Here is a 26,865-nt window from a genome sequence, read left to right as displayed (position 1 = left end):
CTATTCGCAGGGCGGGCAGTTCTACTACGTCCGCGGCGTGGGGCGGCTGGAGAGCCTGGAGGACATCGGCAACGTCGTGCTGGCCGTGCACGACGGCGTTCCCGTGCTGGTCAAGGACGTCGGCCGGGTGACGATCGGCATCGCGCCGCGGCTCGGTGAATTCGGCTTCGAGAACCAGGACGACGCGGTCGAGGGCGTGATCCTGCTGCGCACCGGCGAGAAGACCCAGGACGTGCTGAAGGGCGTCGAGGCCAAGACCCGCGAGCTCAACGAACGCGTGCTGCCCAAGGACGTGAAGGTCGTGCCGTTCTACGACCGCACCGACCTGATCAAGCTCACCACCGGCGTCGTCGAGACCAACCTGCTGCGCGGCATGATCCTGGTGGTCGTGATGCTGATCTTCTTCCTCTACGACGTCCGCGCGGGGCTGATCGTGGCGGTGACGATCCCACTGTCGCTGTTCTTCGCCTTCACCTGCCTCAACATCCAGAAGGCGTCGGCCAACCTGCTCTCCATCGGGGCGATCGACTTCGGCATCCTCGTCGATGGCGCGATCTTCATGGTCGAGAACATCTTCCGCCAGATCGCGCTGCGCAAAGGCACGCCGGCGACGATCCATGAAATCATCCGTGACGCCGCGGCCGAGGTGGACCGGCCGCTGGTCTATGCGGTGGCGGTGATCGTGGTCAGCTTCCTGCCGATCTACGTCCTGTCCGGTCCGTCCGGCGCCCTGTTCCGGCCCATGGCCGACACCATGATCTTCGGCCTGATCGGGGCCCTGCTGGTGACCCTGCTGCTGCTGCCGGTGCTCTGCGCCTGGTTGATGCGCAACAATGTGCGCGAGCGGACCAACCGGCCCATGGAATGGCTGAAGGACCGCTATGCCACCGGCCTCGATTTCTGCCTTGAGCATCGCTGGGGCACGGTGTGGGTGTCGGCCGCGATCCTCGCGGTCACTCTGGCGATCACCCCGCTGGTCGGCGCGGAGTTCATGCCGCAGCTCGACGAGGGCGCGCTGTGGGTCCGGGCCACCATGCCCTACACCATCTCCTTCGACGAGAGCGCCAAGGTCGCGCCCAAGGTCCGCGCGATCCTGAAGAGTTTTCCGCAGGTGACGACGGTCTCCTCCGAGCTCGGCCGGCCGGACGACGGCACCGACCCGACCGGCTTCTTCAACGTCGAGTTCTTCGTGGGGCTCAAGCCCTACAACCAGTGGACCGGGCCCTACCGGACCAAGCCGCAGCTGATCGCCGCCATCAACAAGAAGCTGGAGGCCTTCCCGGGCATCACCTTCAACTACACGCAGCCGGCGCAGGACGCCGTGGACGAGGCCGAGACCGGCCTGAAGAGCGCGCTGGCGGTGAAGATCTTCGGGCCCGACCTGAAGACGCTGGAGACCAAGGGCAAGGAGATCAAGCAGGTGCTCGAACGGGTGCCCGGCATCAAAGACGTGACCCTGGTGCAGGAGCTCGGCCAGCCCAGCCTGACCATCAAGATCGACCGCGCCAAGATCGCCCGCTACGGCGTCAACGTCGCCGATATCAACGCCCTGGTGCAGACCGCCATCGGCGGCGACGTCGCCACCCAGGTTGTGCAGAAGGAAAAGCAGTTCGACCTGGTGGTGCGCCTGGAGGAACAGTACCGCGACAACCCCGAGAAGATCGGCGAGATCCCGGTCTCGACGCCCGGCGGCCAGCAGATTCCGCTGAAGGAATTCGCCGACATCGCGGTGACCAACGGGGCGGCCTTCATCTACCGCGAGAACAATTCCCGCTACATCGGCGTGCAGTTCTCGGTGGAGGGCCGCAGCCTGGCGGCAGCGGTCGAGGACGCCATCGGCCAGGTGGGCAAGAAGGTGAAGCTGCCGCAGGGCTACCGCGCCGACTGGGGCGGCGACTACACCGAGTACACCGCCTCGCGCGACCAGCTGAAGCTGATCCTGCCGCTGACCCTGTTCCTGATCTTCCTTTTGCTGTTCACGGCCTATTCGAACTTCAAGTTCCCGTTCATCACCATCGCCGGCGTCATCCTATCGGCCCCGGTGGGCGGCATATTGGCGCTCTGGCTCACCGGCACGCCGTTCTCGGTGTCCTCCGGCATCGGGTTCCTGGCGTTGTTCGGCGTCTCCGTGCAGACGGCGGTGGTCTACATCTCCTACGTCAACGAGCTGCGCCGCGACGGCATTCCCGTCGCCGAGGCGGTGCGTGAGGGCGCCATCCTGCGCCTGCGGCCGATCATGATGACCGCCCTGGTGGCGGCGGTGGGCCTGCTCCCGGCCGCCCTGGCGACCGGCGTCGGCACGGATTCCCAGCGGCCGTTCGCCCTGGTGATCGTCGCCGGCCTCTTCACACGCCTGCTGATCAGCGTCTTCCTGATGCCGGCGCTCTACGCCATCGCCGCGCGGCCGGACGACCGGCTGGAGGTCTAGCCGCGCGCCAGCTTGTGCGTCTCGAGGATCTTCCGTACCGCGGCGATGTCGAGCGCCTCGACGGTCACCGCCTTGCCGGTGACGGCGTCGACGGCGTGCGTGGTGGCGGCCATCAGCAGTGAGTTGTAGATCGCCTCTTCGACCGCCTCGGCGGCGGCGGCGAACACCGGTGAGACCGCGTCGTTGGAGATTTCGCTGACGGTTCCGAGCTTCGCGCGCCGCTCGGGCGTGCGGCGCACCGGCTCGGCGGTGGAAAAGGCGATGGCGTAGTCGCCGGAGCCGTTGGAGAAGGTCGAGCCGGTGCGGGCCAGGCCGGCGATGGCGCGCTTGGCCAGGCGGGTCAGGTTGCGGTCGCTCAAGGGGGCGTCGGTGGCCACCACCATCATGCAGGAGCCGTCGGCGCTCTTGTCGTCGACGAAGTCCTTCAGGTCGTAACGCCCGAGCTCGCGGCCCACCGGCGCGCCGGCCATGGAGAGCACGCCGCCGAAGTTGGTCTGCACCAGCGCGCCCACCGTCCAGCCGCCCAACCGGGTCGGCAGTTTGCGCGAGCTGGTTCCGATCCCGCCCTTCCAGCCGAAGGCGATGGCGCCGGTCCCGGCGCCGACGCAGCCCTCCGCCACCGGCCCGCCCTTGGCGGCGGCGATGGCGTCCCGCACATGGGCGACGGTGACGCCCCGGTGGCGGATGTCGTTCAGGCCGCCGTCGTTGGTCTCGCCGACCACGGCGTTGACCGAGCGGACCTGTTCGTTGCCCGGCTGCTCAAGGGTCCAGTCGATCAGGGCCTCGGCGGCGCGGCCGACGGACAGGGTGTTGGTGAGCGCGATCGGCGTCTCGATCTCGCCCAGCTCGCCGACCTGGGTCGAGCCCATCAGCTTGCCGAAACCGTTGGCGACGGTCAGGCCCGCCGGAACCTTTTCCTGGAACAGGTTGCCGCCGTGCGGAAGGATGACGGTGACGCCGGTGCGCACATGGTCGCCCTGGACCAGGGTCACCTGGCCCACGGTGACGCCCGCCACATCCGTGATGGCGTTGAGCGGACCGGGTTTCAGCACGCCGGGGACCAGGCCGATCTGGCGCGCGCGGGCCCTCCCGTTGGGGTTGGTGCTCATCGTCGCCTCTCCCGCCGCCGCCGACCCGGCCAGGCCGACCGGCAGGGCCTTCAACAGATCGCGCCGTCGCATCCGCAAGCCTCCTAGGCCACGCCGTAGACGTCGCGCTCGAGGACGTCGAGCAGGCCCAGCACCTCCGGATCGCCGAACGGCAGGAGCTGGGTCATCAGCACCCCGGCCTTCCCGGCCGTCGGATCGGCCCAGTAGTAGGTGTTGGCGAGGCCGCCCCAGGCCAGGGCGCCGGCGCGGCGGCGCCGCGGCAGGTCGGCGGGCGCGACCATGGTCGCCAGGCCATGGCCGGCGTCCAGGCCCGGGTGCAGGTCGAAGTCGTTGCTGAAATTGGGCTGAGCGGTCTTCCACCAGCCGGTGCGGCGGTCGCCGGTCTGGGGCCGCGAGAGCTCACGCACCGTGTCGGCCGACAGGATGCGCGCGCCGTCCAGCGCGCCGCCGTTCAGCAGCATGCGCAGGAAGCGGCCGTAGTCCGGGACCGTGGCATAGAGCCCGCCGCCGGCCGATGGGATTTCCGGGTCCTTGGGCATGTTGAAGGGGATGGCCATCAGCCCGTCCGGCCCGCGCACATGCACCCCGGCGCGCCGCCTCGCCTGGGCCTCGGTCGTCGAGAATCCGGTGTCGGTCATGCCGAGGGGGCCGAAGACATGCTCGGCCAGATAGGCGCCCAGGCCCTGGCCGCTCGCCGCCTCGATCACCACGCCGGCCCAGTCGATGCCAATGCCGTAGACCCAGCCCTCGCCGGGATCGAACAGCAGCGGCTGGAGCAGGCTGGCGCGCGCGCCGTCGTTGGGGTTGCCGCCGGTGGTTTCCAGATGGGCGGCGAAGTCCGCGCTGGAGAACCCATAGGCGAAGCCGGAGGTGTGGGTCAGCAGTTCGCGCAGCGTCGGCGCGCGCTTGGCCGGACGCAGGCTGCGCGTTCCCTCGGCGGCGGTCTCCAGCACCTGCAACCGCCCCAGCTCAGGAACCAGGGCCGAGAGGTCGCCATCCAGCGAAACCGCCCCGCGCTCCACGAGCTGCAGGGCGGCGACCGAGGCGACGGCCTTGGTCATCGACGCGATCCAGAACACCGTGGCCAGGTCCATCGGCGCGGCCTCGCCCACCGTGCGTGCGCCCGCCGCGTGACTGTAGGTCACGCCATCCCGGTCGAGCGCGAGCGCCACGCCGCCGGCGATGCGGCCGCGGTCGATCGCCTGCGCAAGCGCCGCCTCGAACCTCGCGAACATGATGGTCTCCGGCCCCGATCGAGGCCTGGAATCCTAGCGCGAGGCCACGGCGGCGGCCAGGGCCACACTGGCCTGGCGGACGGGGAGCGAGAACATGGCGCTGGTGCCCTGGCCGGGCGCGCTGCGCAGGTCCAGGAGGCCGCCGTGCATCTCCACCAGCGACTTGGTGAGCGCCAGGCCAAGCCCCGTGCCCTGCTGGGTCTTGGTGTGCTGGCCCTCGATCTGCTCGAAGGGCTTGGCCAGGCGCGCCAGGTCTTCCGGCGGGATGCCGATGCCGGTGTCCTGCACGATCACCCGCACCCGCTCGCCCAGCGGGTCCTCGCGGCGTTCGGCGCCGATGGTGATGGTCCCCCCGCGCGGGGTGAACTTGATGGCGTTGGAGAGCAGGTTCAGCAGCACCTGCTTGACCGCCCGGTAGTCGGCCTCGACCTCCGGCAGGTCGCTGAAGTCGAGCCGCAGCTCCAGGCCCGCGGCCTCGGCGCGGTTGCGCACCAGGCGGATGGCGTCCTCGGCGACCTCCTCGATCGACACCGGCTCGAAGCGCAGGTTCATCTTGCCCGCCTCGATCTTCGACATGTCGAGGATGTCGTTGATCAGCGCCAGCAGGTGCTGGCCGGAGTTGAGGATGTCGCGGGCATAGTCCTTGTAGCGGCCGTCGCCCACCGGCCCGTACATCTCCGCCACCATGATCTCGGAGAAGCCGTTGATGGCGTTCAGCGGCGTGCGCAGCTCGTGGCTCATATTGGCCAGGAACTCGCTCTTGGCCTGGTTGGCGCCCTCGGCGCGCACCTTCTCGTTCTCGTACTTGCGGGCCAGTTCCGACAGCTGTTCCTGGCTGCGCTCCAGGTTGACGACCGCGCGGCGCAGCTCCTCCTCGTTGACCCGGCGCGCCTCCTCCTGGGCCTTGAGCGCGGTGATGTCGGCGGCGGTGACCACCAGGCCGCCCTCGGCGGTGGTGCGTTCCGAGATCTGCACCCAGCGGCCGTCGACCAGCTCGGCCTCGCGCACGCCCTTGCGGCCTCCCAGCGCCGGGAACTCCTGGCGCACGGCGAGCTTGGCCTGCCGCTCGAGGTCCTCGCGCGCCACGCCGGGCTTCAGCACCTGCGGCTCCAGGCGGAAGAAGCTGCGGTAGTTCTTGTTGCACATCAGAAGCCGGCCCTGGCGGTCCCAAAGCACGAAGGCCTCCGACACGCTCTCGATGGCGTCGCGCAGGCGGGTCTCGGCGGCCTGGGCGCGGGCCTGGGCCAGCCGCTCCTCGGTCACGTCGAGCGCCACCCCGATGATCCGCGCGTAGCCGCCCTCGGGGCTCTTGCCGAAGCCCTGGCCGCGGGCGTCGATCCACACCGGCCGGCCGCCCATCAGGCTCGGCACCCGGAACGAGACGTCGAAGCCGCCGTAGACGGCCGCGGTCGCCAGCGCTTCGCGCAGGCCGTCGCGGTGGCCCTCGGAGACCCGCTCCAGCACCTGCTGGCCGTCCACGACGCCGCCCTTCCAGCCGAACAGGGCGGCGGTGACGTCGGACATGAAGATCTTGTCCTCGGAGAGGTCCCACTCCCAGATGCCGCAGCGGGCGGCCTCCACGGCCAGGCGGAAGCGGCGTTCGCTGTCGGTGTAGGCGGCGTAGGCCCGCTCGACCCGGCGGGATTCGAAGAACAGCAGCACGCCCAGGCCGATGGCGACGGCCATCGGCACGGCCAGGGCCGCGACAGCCTCGAACAGGCCCAGCGGCCCGTGGGCCAGGCGGCGGACGGCGATCGCGGTGTAGGCGGCCAGCAGCAGCACCGAGCCCACCACGGCGATGCGCGAGAACCGCTGGGTCGGCGGGCGCACGAGCGCGAGGTCGGCGGGCCGCTCCTGCGGCCGCGCAGCGTCCACGCTGTCGCTCTCGCGTGCCGACAAGGCTCGCTGCTCCTCGACCATGGCCAGGCAAATCACCCCGCGCCTTGGTGGAGAGACTAAGCCTTAAGCGTAAACAGCGTCACCGCTGTTGAGCGGCGAATTGTCCCGTCCGAAGGTTAACTGCCGGCTTCGGCGGCTCCAGGTTTCGCGGTCGAACAGCGATTCCGGTCGTTCACGAAGAACGACCCCTATTCAGCCGCCAGATCCTCGATCAGTCGCCGCCAGGATCCAGCGATCGGGTGACCAGTTCGAAGACGTTCTTGGACAGCCCCGGCTGGGCGAGGATCCGCTCCAGTTCGGCCTTCATCAGCCGGCCCAGCTCAGGCTTGTAGCGCCGCCAGCCGCCCAAGGGCTCGACCAGCCGCGCCGCCGTCATCGGGTTGAACCCGTCGGTGGCGAGGATCTGGTCGGCGAGGAACCGGTAGCCGGCCCCGCTGGGGTCGTGGAACCGCACCGGGTTGAAGGCCGCAAAGGTCTGCACAAGGGCGCGCAGGCGGTTGGGGTTCTTGCCCTCGAAGGCGGGGTGGGCGGTGAGGCCCGTCACCCGGCCCAGCGCGCCTTCGTCGGGGTCGCGGGCCTGGACGGCGAACCACTTGTCCACCACCAGAGGCTCGCCCTGCCAGCGCTCGTAGAAGTCGGCGAGCGCCGTCTCGAACCGCTCGCCGCCGATGCAGGCCAGCGCCCCGAGCCCGCCCATGGCGTCGGTCATGTTGGCCGCGGCCTGGTAGTGCCCGTAGGCGAGCTCGCCGATCTCCGCGCGCGGGTTGGCGGCCAGCAGGTCGAGGGCGGCGTTTCGCAGCGCGCGCCGGCCGGCCCCGGCGGCGTCCGGCGAGAACTCGCCCATCTCCTGCAGGCCGTTATGCAGCCGCTTGAGCTCATCGGTGAGGTGGACGGAAAGGCGCATGCGCAAGGCGTCGCGGGCCGCGTGGATCGCCGCCGGGTCGGCGGGGCTCATGGCCAGCGCCAGGTCCGGCTCGCTGGGCAGCACGAGCAGCAGGGCCTTGAACGCCGGATCGGCCGCCTGGTCGGCCAGCGCGCGGCCGACCGCCTGGGCGTAGCGCTCCTCGCCCACCTCGTCGGCCATGCCGGCGGCGCGGCCCAGGATCAGCTCGCGCGCCAGCTCCTGGCCGGCCTCCCAGCGGTTGAACAGGTCCGGATCGCCGGCCAGCAGCAGGTAGCGGTCGCGGGCCTCGGCGTCGGAGCTGAGTTTCACCGGCGCCGAAAAACGCCTGAGCGCCGAGACCACCGGCGCCTCGTCGATGCCGGAGAGGGTGACCCTGGTCTTCGCCCCGTCCAGCACCACCACGGTCTCGTCCATGGCCTCGCCGTCGCGGACGAAGGCCTGGGTGCGGCCCTCGGCGTCCAGCAGGCCGACGATCACCGGGATCGGCAGGGCCTGCTTGCTGGCCTGGCCGGGCGTCGGCCCGGTCGCCTGGGCGAACTCCAGGGTCAGTTCCTTGCGGCCGGCGTCATAGCGCTGGGTCATCTCCACCGCCGGCGTGCCCGCCTGCTCGTACCAGGCGAAGAACGGCTTCAAATCCTGGCCCGAGACGTCGGCGAAGCAGCGGATGAATTCCTCGACGGTGGTGGCGTGGCCGTCCCAGCGTTCGAAGTAGAGGTCCATCCCCTTCCGGAACGCCTCGGCCCCGATCAGGGTCTTCAGCATCCGGATCACCTCGGCGCCCTTCTCGTAGATGGTCGCGGTGTAGAAGTTGTCGATCTTCAGATAACTGGACGGCCGCACGGGGTGGCTGAGCGGCCCCTGGTCCTCGCTGAACTGCCGCGCGCGCAGCGCCTTCACGTCCTTGATCCGCTGCACGGCGTGGCCGCGCATGTCGGCCGAGAAGCTCTGGTCGCGGAAGACCGTCAGGCCTTCCTTGAGGCAAAGCTGGAACCAGTCGCGGCAGGTCACCCGGTCGCCGGTCCAGTTGTGGAAATATTCGTGCGCCACCACGCTCTCGATGCGCTCGAAGTCCATGTCGGTGGCGGTCGCCGGGTCGGCCAGCAGGAGCGAGGAGTTGAAGATGTTCAGCCCCTTGTTCTCCATGGCCCCGAAGTTGAAGTCGCGCACGGCGACGATCATGAAGAGGTCGAGGTCGTATTCGAGGCCAAAGGTGTCCTCGTCCCACTTCATCGCCCGCTTGAGCGCGTCCATGGCATAGGCGGCGCGCGGGGCCATGCCCGGGTCGACGTAGATGCGCAGGTCGACGGTGCGACCGCTCATGGTGACGAGCTTGTCCGCCAGCACGTCCAGCTCGCCGGCCACCAGGGCGAAGAGGTAGCAGGGCTTGGGGAATGGGTCGTTCCAGACCGCGTAGTGGCGGCCGTTTCCAAGCGCGCCGGAGTCCATCAGGTTGCCGTTGGCGAGCAGGCGGTGGAACGCCTTGTCCGCCTCGATCCGGACGGTGAAGCGGGAGAGGACGTCCGGCCGGTCGGGCCACCAGGTGATCTTGCGGAAGCCCTCGGCCTCGCACTGGGTGCAGAAGCGGCCGCCGGACATGTAGAGCCCGTCCAGCGCCTTGTTGGCGTCCGGGTCGATCTCGACCTCGGTGGAAAGCGTGAAGGCGTCGGGCGCGTTCGGGATGGTGAGGAATTCGGCGTCGATGGTGCGTTCGCCGTCGGCCAGGGCGCGGCCGTCGATCGCGACGCTGATCGGTTTCAACCGCTCACCATTGAATTTGAGCGGCTCCTTATGGTCGCCGTTGCGGCGGACTTGCAGCTCCGCCTTCACCCGCGTGGCGTTGGGTTTCAGGTCGAAGCGGAGTTCGACCTCGTCGATCAGGAAGGCGGGTGGGCGATAGTCGGCGAGCTTGATCGCCTGGGGCGTTTCGGTGCGCATGGCTCGCATGTAGGCCCGCCGGTGCGGCGGCGCCAAGGCGGCAACGACACAATGCCGGCGCCTGACGCGAGGTCACGCTTTCCTGCCCGATCCGTGCGCGTATGTTGACGCGCGAGGAAACCTGAAGCGCCGGGTCAACCGGGCGGGAAGCGGCCATGAATTTCGACTTCTCTGACGACCAGAAGTTCCTGAAGTCCGAGGCGCGCAAGTTCCTCGAGGCCAACTGCTCGACCGCCCGCGTGCGCGGCGTGCTCGATGACGACGGCAAGGCCTACGACGAAGCCCTGTGGAAAGCGGTGGCCGAACAGGGCTGGCTGGGCGCGGCGATCCCCGAGCAGTACGGGGGCCTGGGCCTGGGCTATCTGGAGCTGTGCGTCATCGCTGAGGAGCTGGGCCGCGCGGTGGTGCCGATCCCGTTCGCGTCCACGGTCTATTTCGTGGCCGAGGCGGTGGCTCTGGCCGGGACCGAGGAGCAGAAGGCCTGGCTGCTGCCCAAGGTGGCCGCCGGCGAGATCATCGGCTGCCTGGCGACCTCCGAAGGCCCCGGCCCGGTCACCGCGGGCGCGATCAAGACCACGGTCAAGGACGGCAGGATCAGCGGCGAGAAGGTCCCGGTCACCGACGGCGACATCGCCAACGTGGCCCTGGTGCTGGCCAAGGAGAACGGCAAGCCTGCGCTGTTCAGCGTCTATCTCGACGGCGAGGGCGTCACCCGCGAGACCCTGGGCACGCTCGATCCCACCCGCGACGCCGCCAAGCTCACCTTCAAGGACGCCCCGGCGATCCGGCTCGGCGAAGCCGGGCAGGGGATGGAGATCCTGGAGCAGGTGCTGGACCGCGCGGCCATCCTGCTCAGCTTCGAGCAGTGCGGCGGCGCCGACCGCTGCCTGGAGCTCGCCAAGGCCTACGCCCTGGAGCGCTACGCGTTCGGACGGGTCATCGCCTCCTACCAGGCGATCAAGCACAAGCTGGCCGACATCTATGTGAAGAACGAGCTGGCCCGCTCCAACGCCTACTACGGGGCCTGGGCGCTCAATACGAACGCCGCCGAGCTGCCGCTGGCGGCCAGCGCCGCGCGCATCGCCGCATCGGAGGCCTTCTGGTTCGCCGCCAAGGAAAACATCCAGACCCACGGCGGCATCGGCTTCACCTGGGAGATGGACTGCCACCTGTTCTACCGCCGCTCGCGCCAGCTGGCCCTGGTGGCCGGCGCGCCCAGGGTCTGGAAGGAGCGGCTGGTGAGCCACTTGGAACGTCGCAACGCAGCTTGAACATGGGTCCCAGCTCGGCCTGCGCGCCTGCGGCGCTCCGTTGGCCGGGATGACGGAGATTTACGGTATGGACTTCAACGACACCCCCGAAGAAGCCGCCTTCCGCGCCGAGGCGCGCGCCTGGCTGGAGGCCAATGCGCCGAAGAAATACGAGGCCGGCGCCGATCTTGAGGGCGGGGACAGCATGGCCGCCTCCAAGGCCTGGCAGGCCAAGAAGGCCGCCGCGGCCTACGCCCAGATCACCTGGCCCAAGGAATGGGGCGGGGCCGGCGGCACGCCCATCCAGCAGGTGATCTTCAACCAGGAGGAGGCGAACTTCCCGGTGCCGGGCAACCCGTTCCAGATCGGCCTGGGCATGTGCGTGCCGACGGTGGCGACCTTCTGCGATCAGGCGACCAAGGACCGTTTCGTTGGCCCGGCCCTGCGCGGCGAGGAGATCTGGTGCCAGCTGTTCTCCGAGCCCTCCGGCGGCTCCGACGTGGCGGCGGCCAGGACCAAGGCGGTGCGCGCCCCCGACGGCTCCGGCGACTGGATCATCTCCGGCCAGAAGGTGTGGACGACGGGAGCGCAGTTCTCCGACTTCGGCATCGTCGTCACGCGGACCAATCCGGACGCGCCGAAGCACAAGGGCCTGACCATGTTCTGGGTCGACATGCACGACCCGGGCATCGCGGTGAAGCCGATCCACCAGATGAGCGGCGGCTCGGGCTTCAACGAGGTGTTCTTCACCGATGTGCGGGTGAAGGACAGCCAGCGGGTGGGGGCGGTTGACGACGGCTGGCGGGTCAGCCTGGTCACCCTGATGAACGAGCGGCTGGCGGTGGGCGGGCCCTCGGGCACGGGCTGGGCGGAGTTCCTGGAGGCGGCGCGCAGCGTGCCAGGTCTCGACGGGGCGCCGGCGATCAAGGACCGGGCGCTGCGCGAAAAGCTGGCCGACTGGTACGTGGCGACCGAGGGGCTGAAGCACACCCGCAACCGCACCATGACCGCCCTGTCGCGCGGCCAGACGCCAGGGCCGGAAAGCTCGATCGGCAAGGTGGTCACGGCGCTGCAGATGCAGGACCTGGGCAACACCGCCGTGGAGATGCTCGACCAGTACGGGATCATCAACGACCCGGCGCTGGCGCCGCTGCACGCAGCCTTCCACGGCTCGGTGATGTTCGCGCCGGGCCTGCGCATCGCCGGCGGCACCGATGAGATCCTGAAGAATATCATCGCCGAGCGCGTGCTGGGCCTGCCCGGCGACATCCGCGTGGACAAGGACGTGCCGTTCAAGGATATGCCGACGGGTCGATAGTAGGCGCGTCCGGGTCCCGCTAAGGCGATCGTCGATCCGATACGGCCGTTCATCGCGAATCCCGCGAGCCTGTTTCGGGCTTCGGCGACGGTTATTCCCGAAACGTCGCATAGGAGTCGTCGGGATCATGCGGATATGGGTGTTCGCCGCCGCGGCGTTTCTGTCCCTGGGCCCGCAATGCGCGGCGCGAGCGGCGACCTCTGACGGCTTCCTCAGACCTGCCGTAAGGGCCGGGGATCGCTTCGCGTTCGTCTTTTCCAAGACGATCTCGATCAGCGGCGCGGACTTCGACGCCTATACGGGGCGGATCAGCGGCAGCTCGATAGAAACCATCGCTTCGGTGACGCCGCAGGCCATCACCGAGCAGGAAAGCTATCGCTACGATGGCCGGCCGGCGGGCGTCGACCAAGTCGTGGTCCGCGATCATGGGGCCACCAACTGCGTCGACGGCAAGTGCGCGCCGAACGACCAGACCAGCGCCCCGTTGTTCAATCCGCTGCTGTGGGGTGCGATCCCGCCCGACCTGACGAAGACCTCCACTTGGCGCGCGACGATCCCAAACGCCTGGGAAATCGGTCCGGCCGGCGAAGAAACCGTTCGCGTGGTGCTGCTCGATCCGGCCGATGGCCTGGTCACGCTGGAGCGGCGCGGCCACGGGTCGGGGCCATCGTCCGACGACGCCGCCCGCAGTCAGATCAAGATCGTCAGCAAGGGCAAGACGCTGATGGTGAAGCTCGTTCCCGGCGATGCCAGTTGGGAAGGCTACGCCAGTGTGCGCCACGGGGTCACGGTCAGCGACGAGATCATCGTGCATCGACCGGTCACCCTCACGGCTGCTACGGGTGAGACCTTCCAGGCGGAGGAACGCGTCTATACCCTGTTCATCCAGGCCCCGGTCGCCGGCTGACGAGTGGGCTTGCCGGGCGATATCCGCGTGGACAAGCCCGTTCCGTTCAAGGATATGCCGACGAGGCGTTGAATCTGGGCGCTGAACCGGACGCCGCCGGAGGGGTCACTTGAGCGCGCTGAGCTGGTTCCTCTTCGGCCTGACGGTCGTGCTCGACGTGTTCGGGCAGACGGCGTTCAAGCTGGGCCTGGACCGGATCGGCGCGGCGCATGGCGCGGCCTTCTGGCGGGCGGTGGCGACCAGCCCCTTCGTGATCGCGGGCTTCCTCGGCTACTGCGTCGAGGCGGTGAGCTGGATGTACGTCCTGGGCCACGCGCCGCTGTCCATCGTCGGGCCGATGGCGGCGCTTTCCTATGTGGGCGCGGTGCTGGCCGGGCGGCTGTTCCTGGGCGAGCGGCCCAGGGCGCGGCGCTGGCTGGCGGCCGGGCTGGTGACCCTCGGCGCGGGGCTGGTGGGAGCGAGCCTTGGCTGACGTTCCGCTGCGCTCCGGTCCTGAGAAGTCGTTGGCGAAAGCGATCGGCGGCTGGCTGCTGTTCATCGCCGTGGAGACCGCGACCCAGGTCACCTTCAAATATGCCGGCGCGGCCCTGGACGACAGCCACGGCCTGGCGCGCATGGCGATGGGCGCGCTGCAGACGCCGGTCGTCCTGCTGGGCTTCCTCCTCTATTTCCTGGGCTTCCTGATCTGGCTCACCATCCTGAAGGACATCGACCTCGGCCGCGCCTTCCCGATGACCGCGGTGATCTATGTCTCGACCCTGGTGGCGGCCGTGACCCTGTTCCACGAGCATCTGAACGCCTTGCGGATCGCGGGTGTGGTCGTCATCGCGGTGGGCGTGGCGCTGCTGGCGTCGGACACCCCAAATGACGGGAAAGCGAATAGCGGGAAGGGATGACGCAGGGCGTCAGACCCTGATGGCTTCAGGTTGCAAACCTGAAGGCTGAAGAAGGGTCTGATTTGAACTCGCGAGCACGATTCAACGGTCAGGCGTGGCGCCTGGCCGCATCGTGCTCGGCCGGCGTCATTGGGCTATAGAGCGGCGGAGTCCGGGAACAGTCTTTTGACGACCAAGTCCGACAGCTTCTTCAAGGTTACGCCCTGGGACGCCCTGCCGGCGGCCCTGGCAGTGATCCAGCTCGCCCTAGTGGCGGCGCTATATGCCGCTTGGCCGCAGCTCTCGTGGCCGGCCCGGATCCTTTGGCTCGGCCTCTATGCCTTCAGCGTGGGCTGGAACCTCAACTCCATCGCCCACAACTTCATCCATAACGCCTTCTTCCGCTCCGAGCGGCTGAACCGGCTGATGAGCCTGGTCATCACGCTCGCGTTGATGTCGCCGCAGACCATGTATCGCTACGTCCACCTGAAGCATCACGCCGGCAACGCCGACCTGCCGGGGCCGGACGGGGCCACCATCGACCCCTTGTCGATCTACCAGCACGGCCATGACGGGAAGCCCGAACCGCTGCTCAGCTATGTCTTCCTGGAGTTCTTCCGCGGCGAGAGCCCCGCCGAACTGGCGCGGCGGATCGGGGAGAAGCGGCCGGCCGAGGCGAAGGCTGCGCGGTTCGAGTTCTGGGCGGTGATCGCGGTCTATGGCGCGGCCCTGGCCGCCGGCCTGTTCACCGGCCGCTGGGCCTTCACGCCGTTGATGCTGGTCGGAAGCTACCTCGGCCAATGCCTGTCGAACCTGTCGGGCTATTACGAGCACCTGGGCGGCAATCCGGACAAGCCGATCGCCTGGGGCGTCTCGACCTATGGGCGCCTCTACAACTGGGTCTTCCTATACAACGGCTACCACGCGGAGCATCACTACCGGCCCAAGGTGCACTGGACGAAGATGGTCGCCTTCCACCGCCAGATCGCCGCGGAGCAGCGGGCTGAGGGCGTGACCGTGATCCGCCGTGCCCACTTCCTGGGCTTCCTGGATCCCAAGACCTGGCCGATCGAGACCGCGCGCCGGCCGAAGCCTCAGAAGGCCGTCGCCTGATGGCTGCCCCCCAGAAGTCAGGGCGGGAAAAGCCCAAGGCGAAGCTCGGCCTGTTCCGCTATTCCGGCTGGGACGCGATTCCCGCAGCCCTGGTCTACATCCACCTAGGCCTGCTGTTGGCCCTGTTCCTGGCCTGGAGCCACCTCGACTGGCCGGAGCGGATCGCCGGCGCCGTGGCCTATGGCGCGGCCATCGGTTGGAGCCTGGACTCGGTCAGCCACAACTTCATCCACAATCCGTTCTTCGCCTGGGAGCCGCTGAACCGGCTGACCAGCCTGGCGCTGACGCTCAGCCTCGGCACGCCGCAGACGATGTACAAGTACGTCCATATGCGCCACCACGCCGGCAACTCCGACCGGATCGGCGCGGACGGGACGACGATCGACCCGATCTCGCTCTACCAGTACGGCGCGGACGGCAAGGTCGAGCCCACCTGGTCCTACGTCTTCCGCCAGTTCTTCCGCGACGACGGCCCGTTCACCGTGGCGGCGAAAATCCGCGCCAAGCGGCCGAAGGAGGCGCGCCAGGCCTTGTTCGAATTCTGGACGATCCTGGCGGTCTATGCGGTGCTGCTGGCGCTGAACTGGAAGTTCATCGCCCTGATGGCGCCCTTCTACTACCTGGGCCACTGCCTCTCGTTCCTGATCGCCTGGTACGAGCACGCCGGCGCCGATCCCGACGAGCCCGCGGCCACCGGCGTCTCGACCTACGAGCCGGTCTACAACTGGGTGTTCCTGAATAACGGCTACCACGCCGAGCACCACCATCGGCCCAAGGTCCACTGGACGCAGATGAGCGCGCTGCGCGAGGAGACGCGGGACCATCAGGCGCGGGTTGGCGTGCGCACCCTGAAGGTGGCGCACTTCCTGGGCTTCGCGGACTGGACCGCGCCGCGGGTGCCGACCGCGAAGGCGCGCTAGGTTTCGGCGGTTCAGAAGGACTGGATTCCCGCCTTCGCGGGAATGAGCGGAGGCTAGGCGCTCAACCGCATCGGCGCCCGCGCGCCGCTGAGCAGGGTGGCATAGAGCCGCGTCAGGCCTTCGAAGGTGTGGTCCCAGCTGTGGCGGGTCTCGGCGCGGTGGCGGGCGGCGAGCTTGAGCGCGTCCACGTCGCGGGCGAACAGCGCCTCAACCGCCTCGGCCAGCGCGGCCGGGTCGACGCCCTCGGAGAGCTGGCCCACCGAATTGTCCAGCAGCTCACCGACGCCGCCCTTGTTCGGCCCCACCACCGGCAGGCCGGCGGCCCAGGCTTCCAGCACCACCAGGCCGAAGATCTCGTTCTCGTTGGCGTGCAGGAAGGCGTCGCAGCTAGCGATCACCTCGGCCAGCCGTTCGGGCGCGCGCTCGAAGTCCACGCAGGCCACGCGGCTCGAGGCCTTGATGTCCTTGCCCGCGCCGATCAGCACCAGGCGGTAGGGGTCGCCGAGCCGCTCCACGGCGGCGACCATGGATTCGACGTTCTTCTCCCGCGCCGGGCGGCCGGCGAACACCAGCAGGCGCGAGTCCGTCGGGAAATCGAGGCGCTTCAGGAGGGCGGCGCGGTCGCCGCGGCTGGGGTGGAACAGCTCCAGGTCCACGCCAAGGGGATGGACGCTGACCCGCTGCACCCCGGCGTCGGCCAGGCGCGTGGCGGTATGGCGGCTGGGCGCCACCACATGGTCGAACCGCTGGTAGGCCTGGGCCCAGAAGTTGAAGGTCGGCTGCTCGGCCCAGTCGCCCAGGTGCAGGGCGGCCAGGGTCGGCGCATCGGTGTGGCAGACGCCCACCACCGGCACGCCCAAGGCCTCGCCGGCGTCCATGGCCGCGTGGCCGGGCACGAAGACGTCGCCGGCCTCGATGATGTCGGGGTTCAGGTATTGCAGCACCGCCGACCATTTGTTGGGGCTGGCCGGCATGCGGTAGCCGTCGGCGAAAGGCAGCTTGGTGGCGCTGACCGTATAGATCCCGGGCCCGTCGGCGCGGGTGTAGCGGCCCGGCACCACCAGGGTCTGGCGGATATCCGGCCGCCGGGTCTCCAGCCAGCTGCGCTTGGCGGTGAGGTAGCGTTTCACCCCGCCGGAGCGCGGGGCGTACATCATGGTGGTGTCGATGAGATGGAAGCTCTCGCCCGGCGCGCGGAAAGCCGGCGCGCCATTTGCGTCGGGGCGCTGCAGGACAGGTCTTCCCGCCGTCACATCAAACACGCGTTGAGCCCTTTTACCCCCGGCGCTTGCCGTGGCCTCCTTCGAGAAGGCAACGGACAGCTTCGCCGTCCGATCCCGTCGACGCTTTGCCAATTTAGCCCGGCTCGGCGGATTTTTCCAAAGTTTGGCCAGGGGCCTGCGCCTTCTGCTGCAAACGCTGGAGCTCGGGGTCGAACCTTCACCTCAGATTGGGGCGGAAGCACGACTCGGCAAGGGGCTAGCGAGGATCATACGCTTTCGCGAATTCCGGCAGCGCGCCCACATTGGCTAGGAACTGCGGATTGAAGCGGGCGTGCGTCGCCTGTTCGAAGGCGTAGCCGAAGGCCAGCAGGCGCGCCTCGCTCCACGGCTGGCCGATGAAGGACATGTTCACCGGCAGACCGGAGACCTTGCCCATCGGCACCGTAAGGTGCGGATAGCCGCTCACCGCCGGCAGGGTGGAATAGGAGCCAAGGCTGCGGCTGCCGTCGATCGGATCGACCACGGTCGCCGGCCCGGTGGACGGCCCCACCAGCACCTCGACCATGTTGTCGGCCATCATCTTGTCCAGCGCCTGGCGGGCCAGCTTCTGGGCGTTGGCGCGCCGCTGCTGATAGCCGGCGTCGTCAAGTCCGGGCGCCTTGGCCGAGGCCTCGAAGATCTCCTGGCCGAATAGCGGGGTCTCGCGCGGCTCCTTGTTGTCGAAGGCGATCAGGTCGTCCATCGAGCGGACCTTCACCGCCGCCGGCAGGCCCGAGAGATAGGCGTTCAGCGCCGCTTTGAACTCGACCCGCAGGGCCGAACCCTCGTCGCCCGAGATGGCGGAGAGGTCGGCGTCGGCGGGCGTGGCCTTCACCTCGACCAGCACGGCCCCGGCCTTCTTCATCGCCGCCAGCGCGTCCTCGAACACGGCGTCGGTCTGCGGCGAGCGGCCGACGGTCATCCGCAGCACGCCCACACGCACGCCCCGGAGCGCGTCCGGCTTCAGGCCGGCGGCGTAGTCGCTCTTGTGGGCGTCGGCGTCCTTGGTCCCCGGGTCGGCGGGATCGGACCCGGCCATGGCGGTCAGCATCTCGGCGACATCGGTGACGTAGCGGGCCATCGGCCCCGGCGTGTCCTGCTGCGGCGAGATCGGCACCACATAGGTGCGTGAGATGAGGCCGAGCGTCGGCTTCAGCCCGACAACCCCGTTGATCGCCGAAGGGCAGGTCACCGAGCCGTCGGTCTCGGTGCCGACCGCCAGGGTGGCCAGCCCCGCGGACACCGCCACGCCGGAGCCGGCGGACGAGCCGCAGGCGGTGCGGTCCAGCAGGTAGGGGTTGCGCGCCAGGCCGGCGATCGCGGTCCAGCCGCTGATCGAGTGAGTGGAGCGGAAGTTGGCCCATTCCGACAGGTTGGCCTTGCCGATGATCACCGCGCCGGCGTCGGTCAGCCGCTTCACCAGCGGCGCGTCGCGGCCGGTGATGTTGTCCTTCAGCGCGAGCGAGCCCGCGGTGGTCGCCGTGCCGTCGGCGGATTCGATATTGTCCTTCAGGATCACCGGGATGCCTTGCAACGGCCCGCGCACCCGGCCGGCCTTGCGCTCGGCGTCGCGCGCCCGCGCGTCGGCCAGGGCATGGGGATTGAGCGCGATCACCGCGTTCAGCTTGGGCCCCTTGCGGTCCATGGCCGCGATCCGGTCGAGATAGGCCTGGACCAGGGCTTCGGAGGTGTAGCGCCCGGCGGCCATGTCGGCCTGCTGCTGCGGCGTCGAGGCGAAGGGGTCGATGGCGGGCGTAACGGGCGTGGTGGGCTTCTGGGCGAAGGCGGCCCCGGCCGCGAGAAGCACCGCGGCCGCGGCGGCGATGAAGGTCAGTGACCTGGACATGTCAGTCCCCCGAATCTTCTCGGGACCATGACACCCGACCGGGGAGGAAAAGGCTAGCCGCCGTCTCCCGGGCCGCCGCCCGTCACTTTGTGCGGAAGAGGCGCGATCAGAATGCGACCTGGGCGCCCAGCTCCACCACCCGCGAGGGCGGGATCTGGAAGAAGTCGGGCGTGCGCACCGCGTTGCGCGTCAGGAAGACGAACAGCAGGTCCATCAGGTGGCCGAGGCCCGCGCTGCGGCGCGGCAGCAGGGTGCGCCGGCTGAGGAAGAAGGAGGTGCGCATGATGTCGAACTTCAGCCCCTGGGCGCGCGCGAGCGTCATGCCCTTGGCCACGTTGGGCGTCTCCATGAAGCCGAACGACAGGGTCATGGCCTTGAAGCCGGGCGCCAGGTCATGGACCTCCACCCGCTCGGCGTCGGGCACGCGCGGGCGGCTGGCGACCTTCACGGTGAGCAGGATCACCTGCTCGTGCAGCACCTGGTTGTGCTTGAGGTTGTGCATCAGGGCGGCCGGCGCCTGGTCCGGGTCGGCGGTCAGGAAGACGGCGGCGCCGCGGGCGCGCAGCGGCGGGCGGCTCGTCAGCATGGGCAGCACGTCGGCCATCTTCAGGTCGCTCTGCTCGGCGGCCATGACCCGGCCGACGCCGCGCATCCAGGTCCACATGAGCAGGATGGTGGCCGCCGCGATCAGCAGGGGCACATAGCCGCCGTGCACGATCTTGGCGAGGTTGGCGGCCAGGAAGGCGGTCTCCACCAGCAGGAACGGCGAGAAGGCCAGCACGGCCTGCCAGATCGGGCGATGCTTCAGCCGCCGGATCGCCGCCACCGCCAGGATGGAGGAGGTGATCATCGCGCCGACCACCGAGACGCCATAGGCGTTGGCGAGCGCGTCGGAGGAGCGGAAGCCGATCACCAGGGCGGCCACGCCGATCATCAGGATCCAGTTGATCTGCGGCGCGTAGATCTGGCCCACATGGGCTTCCGACGTCGGGCGCAGGGTCAGCCTGGGCAGCAGGCCCAGCTGCACCGCCTGCTGGGTCATGGAGAAGGCGCCGGAGATCACCGCCTGGCTGGCGATCACCGTGGCGGCGGTGGCCAGCCCCACCAGCGGCAGCTGGAACCAGTCCGGGGCGAGACGGAAGAAGGGGTTGTCCACCGCCCCGGCGTCGCCCAGCACCAGGGCGCCCTGGCCCAGGTAGTTGAGGATCAGGCAGGGAAACACCAGCGCGAGCCAGGTCCACTGGATGGGCTTCCTGCCGAAGTGGCCCATGTCGGCGTAGAGCGCCTCGGCCCCGGTGACGGTCAGGAACACCGAGCCCAGGATCGCGGGCGCGATCTTCGGATGCTCGGCCAGCAGGGTCACGCCGGGCAGGGGATTGAGCGCCAGCAGGATCTGGGGCTCGCGGACCAGGGCCGCGGCCCCCAGCACCGCGATGGTCACGAACCAGACCACGCAGATCGGCCCGAACCAGCGGCCCACGCCGCCGGAGCCGCGCTTCTGGACCACGAACAGCCCGACCAGCAGGACCAGCGCGATCAGCGGCACGACGTGGTCGATCCGCCCGGAGAGGCCGTGGATCACCTCCAGCCCCTCGACCGCCGAGAGCACCGAGACCGCGGGCGTCAGGATGGCGTCGCCGAAGAACATGCCGGCGCCGATCATGCCGATGATCAGGATCAGGCCCGCCGCGCGGCCGCCCGCCTTCTGGACCAGCGCCATCAGCGACAGGGTTCCGCCTTCACCGCGGTTATCGAAGCGCATGAGGATGGTCATGTACTTCAGCGTGACGATGACCATCAGGGTCCACAGCATCAGCGAGACCACGCCCACCACCTGGCCCTGGGCGAGCTGGCCGCCGTGGCGCGCGACGTGGGAGATGGATTCCTTGAAGGCGTAGAGCGGGCTTGTGCCGATGTCGCCGTAGACGACGCCGGCCGAGCCCAGGGCCAGGCCGAGGAAGGCGCGCGAGCCGGTCTTGGCCTGCGCCGCCGCCGGAGCGGGCTGCACGTCGACGACGGGAATGGGGGCGTCCAAGGCGCGGTCCTGCAGGCTGTCGGGCCGGGCTTTTCGCGCCGACGCACATAAAAATCCCATGAGGTTGTGGGGGTTTGGTCGCGCTTGGGGGTTGCGTTCGGCGGGCGCGGAGTCCTTCTTTCGCGCCGCAAGAGACGCAAACCGCATGGAGTCGAGCGCCATGAGCCTCCTCCTCGAGACTCCCGCCGCCGGCGCCGCCGGCGCCGATCCCGCCCAGCGGATGCCGCCGCCCGCCGCCTACGCCGTATCGATCCTGATGGTGGCCGCCGCGACCCTGGCCGCCATGATCTTCGACCAGGCGACCAAGGCGCCGAACCTGTCGCTGATCTTCGTCCTGCCCGTCGTGGTGGCCGCGGTCAGCTTCGGCTGGGGCCCGGCCCTGGCCTCGGCCGTGGCCGGCGCGCTGGCCTACAACTTCTTCTTCCTGCCGCCGCTCTACACCCTGAACGTCGTGGGCGCGGCCAACATCTGGGCGCTCATCCTGCTGCTGGCCACCGCCGCCATCGTCAGCGCCGTGGCCGCCCAGTCGCGCCGCCGCGCCATGGAAGCCTGGAAGGCCGCCGACCAGGCCACGGCGCTGCAGACCCTGGCCCGCAGCCTGGTGGGGGCGACGGGCGGCGCGGGCGCGGCCTCGGCCAGCGCCGAGGCCTTGGCGCGCCTCTTCCGGTCGCCGGCGGTGGTGATGCTGCAGGACGCCCATGGCCTGCGCGTGGCCGGCCAGGCCGGCGGCGGCGGCGAGCTTTCCGCCGCCGACCGCGAGGCCGCCGCCTGGGTGCTGGCGGCGCGCATGCCGACCCGTGGCGGCGCCTATCCGGTGGAGGGCGCGGCCTACGACTTCTGGCCGGTGATCACGCCCCAGCGCCAGCAGGCGGCGATCGGCGTCGCCATCTCCGACAACCCCGCCGGACGGCCGGCCGAGCCCGAGCGGATGGTGGAGATCGTCGGCGGCTACCTGGCCGTCGCCCTGGATCGCGAGGCCTACGCCGCCCAGGTTCTGGAGAGCCGGGTGGAGGTGGCCAGCGAGCGGCTGAAGGCCGACCTGCTGGCGGCGGTCAGCCACGACCTGAAGACCCCGCTATCGACGGTGCTGTTCACCCTGCAGAGCCTGAAGAAGTTCGACGCCAAGCACGACGCGGCCACCCGCGCAGAGCTGCTGACCCTGGCCGAGACCGAGACCGCGCGCCTGTCGACCATGGTAGGGAACTTGCTGGACATGAACCGGCTGGACGCCGGGGCCGTGGTGGTGCGCACCGCCGCGGTCGAGCCGGCCGAACTCGCCGCCGAGGCCCTGCGCAGCGCCGCCGTCGCGCTGGCGGGACGGCAGGTCCACAACGAGGTGCGCGCCGACGGGGCGGCCCTGCAGGTCGACGCCTCGCTGTTCGAGACGGCGCTGGCCAATGTGCTGGAGAACGCCGGCAAGTACGCGCCGCCCGGCTCGGCCATCTGGATCCGCAGCGGCGAGGCGGCCGGCGCCGGCTGGATCGAGGTGCAGGACGAGGGGCCGGGCTTCCCGCAGCCGATCGAGCCGATGTTCGAGAAGTTCTCGCGCGGGGTCAGCGGCGACGGCCGCCCGCCAGGCACCGGCCTGGGCCTTTCCATCGCCCGCGGCTTCCTGGAGGCGCAGGGCGGCCGGGTGGAGGCCGAGAACCTGGCGGACGGCAAGGGCGCGCGCGTGCGCCTTTCGGCCCCGCTGGCGACAGCCTGAGCCGCCGGTGGTGGACGACGGGCCCGAGGACGGCAAGGCGGAGACGGGCGACGCGGCCGACCCCGCCACGGTGCTGATCGTCGAGGACGACGCCAGCCTGAACGCCGCCCTTTCGGCCACCCTGAAGGCCGCGGGCTTCCGGCCGGTCGCCGCGCGCACCGCCGCCGAAGGCCTGCGCTGGTTCGCCCACTACGCGCCGGACCTGGTGCTGCTGGACCTGGGCTTGCCGGACCGGGACGGGCTCTCCGTCATCACCGATATCCGCGCCCGCGGCCAGACGCCGATCGTGGTGCTGTCGGCGCGCAACGCCGAGGCGATGAAGGTCGAGGCCCTCGACCTGGGCGCCGACGACTATGTGCTGAAGCCGTTCGGGGTGGAGGAGCTGCTGGCCCGCCTGCGCGCCGGCCTGCGCCACGGGGTCCAGGCGCGCGGCTCCGCGCCGGTGGTCACGACCGGCGACCTGGTCGTGGACCTGGGGTTGCGGCGGGTGACCAAGGCGGGCGAGGCGCTGAAGCTGTCGCCCAAGGAATACGACCTGCTGGTCGAACTGGCGCTGAACCTCGGCCGCACGGTCAGCCACAGGGCCCTGCTGGCCGCCGTCTGGGGCAGCGAGGGCGCCGACATCCAGTACCTGCGGGTCTATGTGGGCCAGCTGCGCGCCAAGCTGGGCGAGGCGCTGCTGGTCAGCGACCCGGGCGTCGGCTACCGTCTGGAAGACCTCAAATAGCAAGGGCCGCGCCCGGCGGACGCGGCCCCAGATCGGTTCGTTCAGGCGCGGCCTAGTGCTTCAGGGCCTCGCGGGCGGCGTCCTTCATGGAGCCGACGCCCTTCTGGACCTTGCCGGCCACGCGGTCGCCGGCGCCTTCGGCCTGCAGGCGTTCGTTGCCGGTCGCCTTGCCGACGGCTTCTTTCATCGCGCCCTTGGCGTCCTTGGCGGCGCCCTTCATCTCGTCCTTGTGCATGAAAGCACTCCTCATCAGCTGGTGAGCGGGCCCGACTGGCCCCGTTGGCTTCACTACGCGGAGGATGGGCTTCGGTTCCGCAATTGAGCGGGAGGGGCGATTGCGCCCGCGCGCCCGCGCCGCTATCTGGCGGGCCAACTCCCAGTCATTCCAACCGAGCGGTGCGGACGCCCCATGGCGCAGCAATACATTTTCCAGATGCAAGGCCTGACCAAGGCCTACCCGGGCGCGCCCAAGAAGCTGTTCGAGAACATTTGGCTGAGCTTCTACCCCGACGCCAAGATCGGCGTGGTCGGCGTCAACGGCTCCGGCAAGTCGAGCCTGCTGAAGATCATGGCCGGCCTGGACAAGGACTTCGCCGGCGAGGCCTTCGCCGCCGACGGGATCAAGCGCGGCTACCTGGAGCAGGAGCCGCAGCTGGACGACCAGCTCGACGTCTGGGGCAACGTCATCGCCTGGTGCGAGGAGAAGCGGGTCTTCGACGCGTTCAACGCCGTCGCCGCCAAGCTGGGCGAGGACTACTCCGACGAGCTGATGGAGCAGATGACCGCGCTGCAGGAGAAGCTGGACGCGGGCGACCTGTGGGACATCGACAGCCGCATCGAGATGGCGATGGATGCGCTCCGCTGCCCGCCCAACGACTGGTCGGTGGACAAGCTGTCGGGCGGCGAGCGCCGCCGGGTGGCGCTGGCGCGCCTGCTGCTGTCGAAACCCGACATGCTGTTGCTGGACGAGCCCACCAACCACCTGGACGCCGAGAGCGTCGCGTGGCTGCAGCACCACCTGGAGGAGTTCCCGGGCTGCGTGATCCTGGTGACCCACGACCGCTACTTCCTGGACCAGGTCACCAAGTGGACGCTGGAGCTCGATCGCGGCAAGGGCCTGCCCTACGAGGGCAACTATTCCGCCTGGCTGGAGCAGAAGGCCAAGCGCACCGCCCAGGAAGAGCGCGAGGAAGCTGGCAAGAAGCGGGTCATGGACCGCGAACTGGCCTGGGTGCGCACCTCGCCCAGCGCCCGCCGCTCGAAGTCCAAGGCGCGCCTGGCCGCCTTCGAGGAACTGCAGAACGAGGCCGAACGGCAGAAGCAGACCTTCGCCCAGATCCAGATCCCGCCGGGCCCACGCCTGGGCCAGATGGTCATGGAGGTCGACGGGCTGGAGAAGGAGTACGGCGACAAGCTCCTCTTCAAGGGCCTGACCTTCAAGCTGCCGCCCGGCGGCATCGTCGGCGTCATCGGACCCAACGGCGCCGGCAAGTCCACCCTGTTCAAGATCGTCACCGGTCAGGAGACCCCGGACCAGGGTTCGGTGAAGCTCGGCGAGACGGTGAAGCTGGCCTACGTCGACCAGAGCCGCGACAGCCTGGATCCCGCCAAGAACGTCTGGGAGGAGATCTCGGGCGGCCTGGACATCATGAAGGTGGGCGGGCGCGAAGTGCCGTCCCGCGCCTATGTGGGCAGCTTCAATTTCAAGGGCGGCGACCAGCAGAAGAAAGTGGGCCTGCTTTCGGGCGGCGAGCGCAACCGCGTGCACCTGGCCAAGACGCTGGCCAGCGGCGGCAACGTCATCCTGCTCGACGAACCGACCAACGACCTCGACGTGGAGACCCTGCAGGCCCTGGAAAGCGCGCTGGAGGACTTCCCGGGCTGCGCCGTGGTGATCAGCCACGACCGCTGGTTCCTGGACCGGCTGGCCACCCACATCCTGGCCTTCGAGGGCGACAGCCAGGTCGAGTGGTTCGAGGGCAACTTCGAGGCCTACGAGGAAGACAAGAAGCGCCGCCTGGGCGTCGACAGCCTGATCCCCCACCGCATCAAGTTCCAGAAGTTCGCGCGCTAGGCGGGGGAGCTTGACCGTAGGCCGCGCCCGGTTTCATCTCCGGGTTGCGGCCGGGTGCGCCGCATCCGGGGGGAAGTGTCAGTGCCAGCGTTTGAGTTGAACAGCGATCTGACGGTCGCGGCGGGAACCGTGATCAACCACGTCGCCACCGGCGGCGACGGCTACCAGGTCGACCAGGGCTCGACCGGGCCGAACTTCACCAACCTCGGCGACATCACCTTCACCCTCGCGCCCGGCCAGGCTTCGGTCACCGGCCTGCTGCTCGCCTCGAGCAGCATCGACTGGACCCACGGCGTCGTCGACAACCAGGGCCATTTCACAATCAGCTCGACCGAGCTGGCCAGTTTCCTGGCGGGCCCCAATCCCCCGGGCGTCACCAATGAGGGGGTGATCTCGGTCACCGGGGCGACCGGGGCTGTGGGCCTGAACTATCCGAGCGCCTTTCCCGACATCACCAATTCGGGCGTGTTCCAGGTCTCCGGCGACGGGACCGTCATCGCCGACAAGATGGCCGGCGGTGCGGTGATCAACAACGCAGGCGGCGTCATCAGCGCGACCGGTGAGGCGGTCGGCGACACGGTCCATGCCATCGACAGCACCGGGGGCCTGCTGTTCTCGAATTCCGGTCAGGTCATCGCCACCGATCACGATCCGGGCGCCCAGAGCGTCGCGGTCCAGTTCGGCGGCGGCATGGTGATTTTCGACAACCACGGGACGGTCACCGGCGACATCGCGATCCAGAACACCTCCACCGATCTGGTCGACGTCGAACAGCTCGACATCAGCAATGTGGGAACGATCAACGGCACGGTGGATCTTGGCCCGATGACGGCGGGGTCCGGGCCCGCCATCCGGACGGTCACCATGGCGAATGTCGGCGTGGTCAACGGCGACGTGAACATGGGCCAGGGCGACGATCTGTTTTCCGGCCAGACCGGAATCCAGAACGGCCTGGTGTCCGGCGGGCCGGGGCGCGACACCCTCCTGGGCGGCCAGGGCGACGACGCGCTGCAGGGCAATCAGGGCGACGACAGCATCTTCGGCGGCGCCGGCGACGACATCATCGTCGGCGGCAAGGACAACGACAATCAGGAAGGGTCGTTCGGCAACGACGTGGTCTGGGGCAACCTGGGAAACGACACGCTCGACGGCTTCGACGGCAACGACCAGGTGCGCGGCGGTCAGGGCGACGACGTGATCTCCGGCGGAAACGGCAATGACTTCATCTCCGGCGACCGCGGGAACGACACCGAGACCGGCGGGGCCGGGGCCGACATCTTCCACGGCAGCCAGGACGCCGGGATCGACAAGGTCATGGACTTC

At 69.3% G+C, this 26,865-nt stretch carries 20 protein-coding genes; 12 read left to right on the top strand and 8 right to left on the bottom strand.

Translation table 11 applies throughout. The features are described from left to right. Nucleotides 1-2,428, top strand: a 2,428-nt coding sequence (locus VGL85_RS20305; protein ID WP_331590842.1) for a CusA/CzcA family heavy metal efflux RND transporter, incomplete at its 5' end; no start/stop codon positions are given. Here the strand turns inward: VGL85_RS20305 and VGL85_RS20300 are convergent. The 4 genes from VGL85_RS20300 to pepN form a co-directional block, all read right to left on the bottom strand. After that, complete coding sequence (locus tag VGL85_RS20300; RefSeq protein ID WP_331590841.1) at nucleotides 2,425-3,609, bottom strand: P1 family peptidase; 1,185 nt, start codon at nucleotides 3,607-3,609, stop codon at nucleotides 2,425-2,427. The two genes, VGL85_RS20305 and VGL85_RS20300, sit on opposite strands and share 4 nt — an antisense overlap. An 11-nt stretch (nucleotides 3,610-3,620) precedes the next feature. Next, the gene (locus tag VGL85_RS20295) at nucleotides 3,621-4,772 is read right to left on the bottom strand and encodes a serine hydrolase domain-containing protein (protein WP_331590840.1); all 1,152 of its coding nucleotides are present in this window, start codon (nucleotides 4,770-4,772) and stop codon (nucleotides 3,621-3,623) included. Nucleotides 4,773-4,805: 33 nt separating this feature from the next. Beyond that, a complete protein-coding gene (locus tag VGL85_RS20290; RefSeq protein ID WP_331590839.1) occupies nucleotides 4,806-6,671 on the bottom strand; it encodes a PAS domain-containing sensor histidine kinase in 1,866 nt (621 codons plus the stop codon). A 211-nt stretch (nucleotides 6,672-6,882) separates the two neighbouring features. Continuing rightward, a complete protein-coding gene (pepN, locus tag VGL85_RS20285; RefSeq protein ID WP_331590838.1) occupies nucleotides 6,883-9,510 on the bottom strand; it encodes an aminopeptidase N in 2,628 nt (875 codons plus the stop codon). A 155-nt stretch (nucleotides 9,511-9,665) separates the two neighbouring features. Between pepN and VGL85_RS20280 the strand changes: the two genes are divergently transcribed. From VGL85_RS20280 to VGL85_RS20250, 7 genes are all read left to right on the top strand, one after another. Beyond that, complete coding sequence (locus tag VGL85_RS20280) at nucleotides 9,666-10,781, top strand: acyl-CoA dehydrogenase family protein (protein ID WP_331590836.1); 1,116 nt, start codon at nucleotides 9,666-9,668, stop codon at nucleotides 10,779-10,781. A 67-nt stretch (nucleotides 10,782-10,848) separates the two neighbouring features. After that, the gene (locus VGL85_RS20275) at nucleotides 10,849-12,078 is read left to right on the top strand and encodes an acyl-CoA dehydrogenase family protein (RefSeq protein ID WP_331590834.1); all 1,230 of its coding nucleotides are present in this window, start codon (nucleotides 10,849-10,851) and stop codon (nucleotides 12,076-12,078) included. 127 nt (nucleotides 12,079-12,205) lie between these two features. Beyond that, complete coding sequence (locus tag VGL85_RS20270) at nucleotides 12,206-12,985, top strand: hypothetical protein (RefSeq protein ID WP_331590833.1); 780 nt, start codon at nucleotides 12,206-12,208, stop codon at nucleotides 12,983-12,985. A gap of 109 nt (nucleotides 12,986-13,094) precedes the next feature. Further along, complete coding sequence (locus VGL85_RS20265; protein WP_331590832.1) at nucleotides 13,095-13,457, top strand: EamA family transporter; 363 nt, start codon at nucleotides 13,095-13,097, stop codon at nucleotides 13,455-13,457. 31 nt (nucleotides 13,458-13,488) lie between these two features. Beyond that, on the top strand, nucleotides 13,489-13,881 hold the full coding sequence (locus VGL85_RS20260; RefSeq protein ID WP_331590831.1) for an EamA family transporter: 393 nt from the start codon (nucleotides 13,489-13,491) through the stop codon (nucleotides 13,879-13,881). Nucleotides 13,882-14,046: 165 nt separating this feature from the next. Next, on the top strand, nucleotides 14,047-14,973 hold the full coding sequence (locus VGL85_RS20255; RefSeq protein ID WP_331590829.1) for a fatty acid desaturase: 927 nt from the start codon (nucleotides 14,047-14,049) through the stop codon (nucleotides 14,971-14,973). After that, nucleotides 14,973-15,893, top strand: coding sequence for a fatty acid desaturase (locus VGL85_RS20250; RefSeq protein ID WP_331590828.1), 921 nt, complete (start codon nucleotides 14,973-14,975; stop codon nucleotides 15,891-15,893). Before VGL85_RS20255 ends, VGL85_RS20250 begins: the two co-directional genes overlap by 1 nt. A 53-nt stretch (nucleotides 15,894-15,946) precedes the next feature. Here the strand turns inward: VGL85_RS20250 and VGL85_RS20245 are convergent, their stop codons facing one another. The 3 genes from VGL85_RS20245 to VGL85_RS20235 all read right to left on the bottom strand — a co-directional run bounded on the left by VGL85_RS20245 (nucleotide 15,947) and on the right by VGL85_RS20235 (nucleotide 21,036). Next, nucleotides 15,947-17,155 carry a glycosyltransferase gene (locus tag VGL85_RS20245; RefSeq protein ID WP_331590826.1) on the bottom strand — a complete coding sequence of 403 codons (1,209 nt, stop codon included), beginning with the start codon at nucleotides 17,153-17,155 and terminating at the stop codon, nucleotides 15,947-15,949. 217 nt (nucleotides 17,156-17,372) lie between these two features. Next, on the bottom strand, nucleotides 17,373-19,001 hold the full coding sequence (locus VGL85_RS20240) for an amidase (protein WP_331590825.1): 1,629 nt from the start codon (nucleotides 18,999-19,001) through the stop codon (nucleotides 17,373-17,375). A gap of 106 nt (nucleotides 19,002-19,107) precedes the next feature. Beyond that, nucleotides 19,108-21,036, bottom strand: coding sequence for a potassium transporter Kup (locus VGL85_RS20235; protein WP_331590824.1), 1,929 nt, complete (start codon nucleotides 21,034-21,036; stop codon nucleotides 19,108-19,110). A 160-nt stretch (nucleotides 21,037-21,196) separates the two neighbouring features. Here VGL85_RS20235 and VGL85_RS20230 point away from each other — a divergent pair, with 160 nt between their 5' ends. Together VGL85_RS20230 and VGL85_RS20225 are read left to right on the top strand one after the other, a co-directional pair. Then, the gene (locus tag VGL85_RS20230; RefSeq protein ID WP_331590823.1) at nucleotides 21,197-22,741 is read left to right on the top strand and encodes a DUF4118 domain-containing protein; all 1,545 of its coding nucleotides are present in this window, start codon (nucleotides 21,197-21,199) and stop codon (nucleotides 22,739-22,741) included. 10 nt (nucleotides 22,742-22,751) lie between these two features. Beyond that, entirely contained in the window at nucleotides 22,752-23,468 is a 717-nt protein-coding gene (locus tag VGL85_RS20225) for a response regulator transcription factor (RefSeq protein WP_331590822.1), read from the top strand. Between the two features lie 52 nt (nucleotides 23,469-23,520). Here VGL85_RS20225 and VGL85_RS20220 read toward each other — a convergent pair whose 3' ends face one another. After that, entirely contained in the window at nucleotides 23,521-23,703 is a 183-nt protein-coding gene (locus VGL85_RS20220) for a CsbD family protein (RefSeq protein WP_331590821.1), read from the bottom strand. A gap of 174 nt (nucleotides 23,704-23,877) precedes the next feature. Between VGL85_RS20220 and ettA the strand changes: the two genes are divergently transcribed. Both ettA and VGL85_RS20210 read left to right on the top strand, forming a co-directional pair. Then, entirely contained in the window at nucleotides 23,878-25,542 is a 1,665-nt protein-coding gene (gene ettA, locus VGL85_RS20215; RefSeq protein WP_331590820.1) for an energy-dependent translational throttle protein EttA, read from the top strand. A 96-nt stretch (nucleotides 25,543-25,638) separates the two neighbouring features. Beyond that, nucleotides 25,639-26,865 (top strand): calcium-binding protein (locus tag VGL85_RS20210; protein WP_331590819.1); only part of this gene is annotated, 1,227 nt, incomplete at its 3' end.

The organism is Phenylobacterium sp. (assembly GCF_036501465.1).
GTDB lineage: Bacteria > Pseudomonadota > Alphaproteobacteria > Caulobacterales > Caulobacteraceae > Phenylobacterium.
The sequence above is the reverse complement of the archived record's forward strand: the minus strand, read 5'-3'. Positions and strand labels throughout refer to the sequence as shown.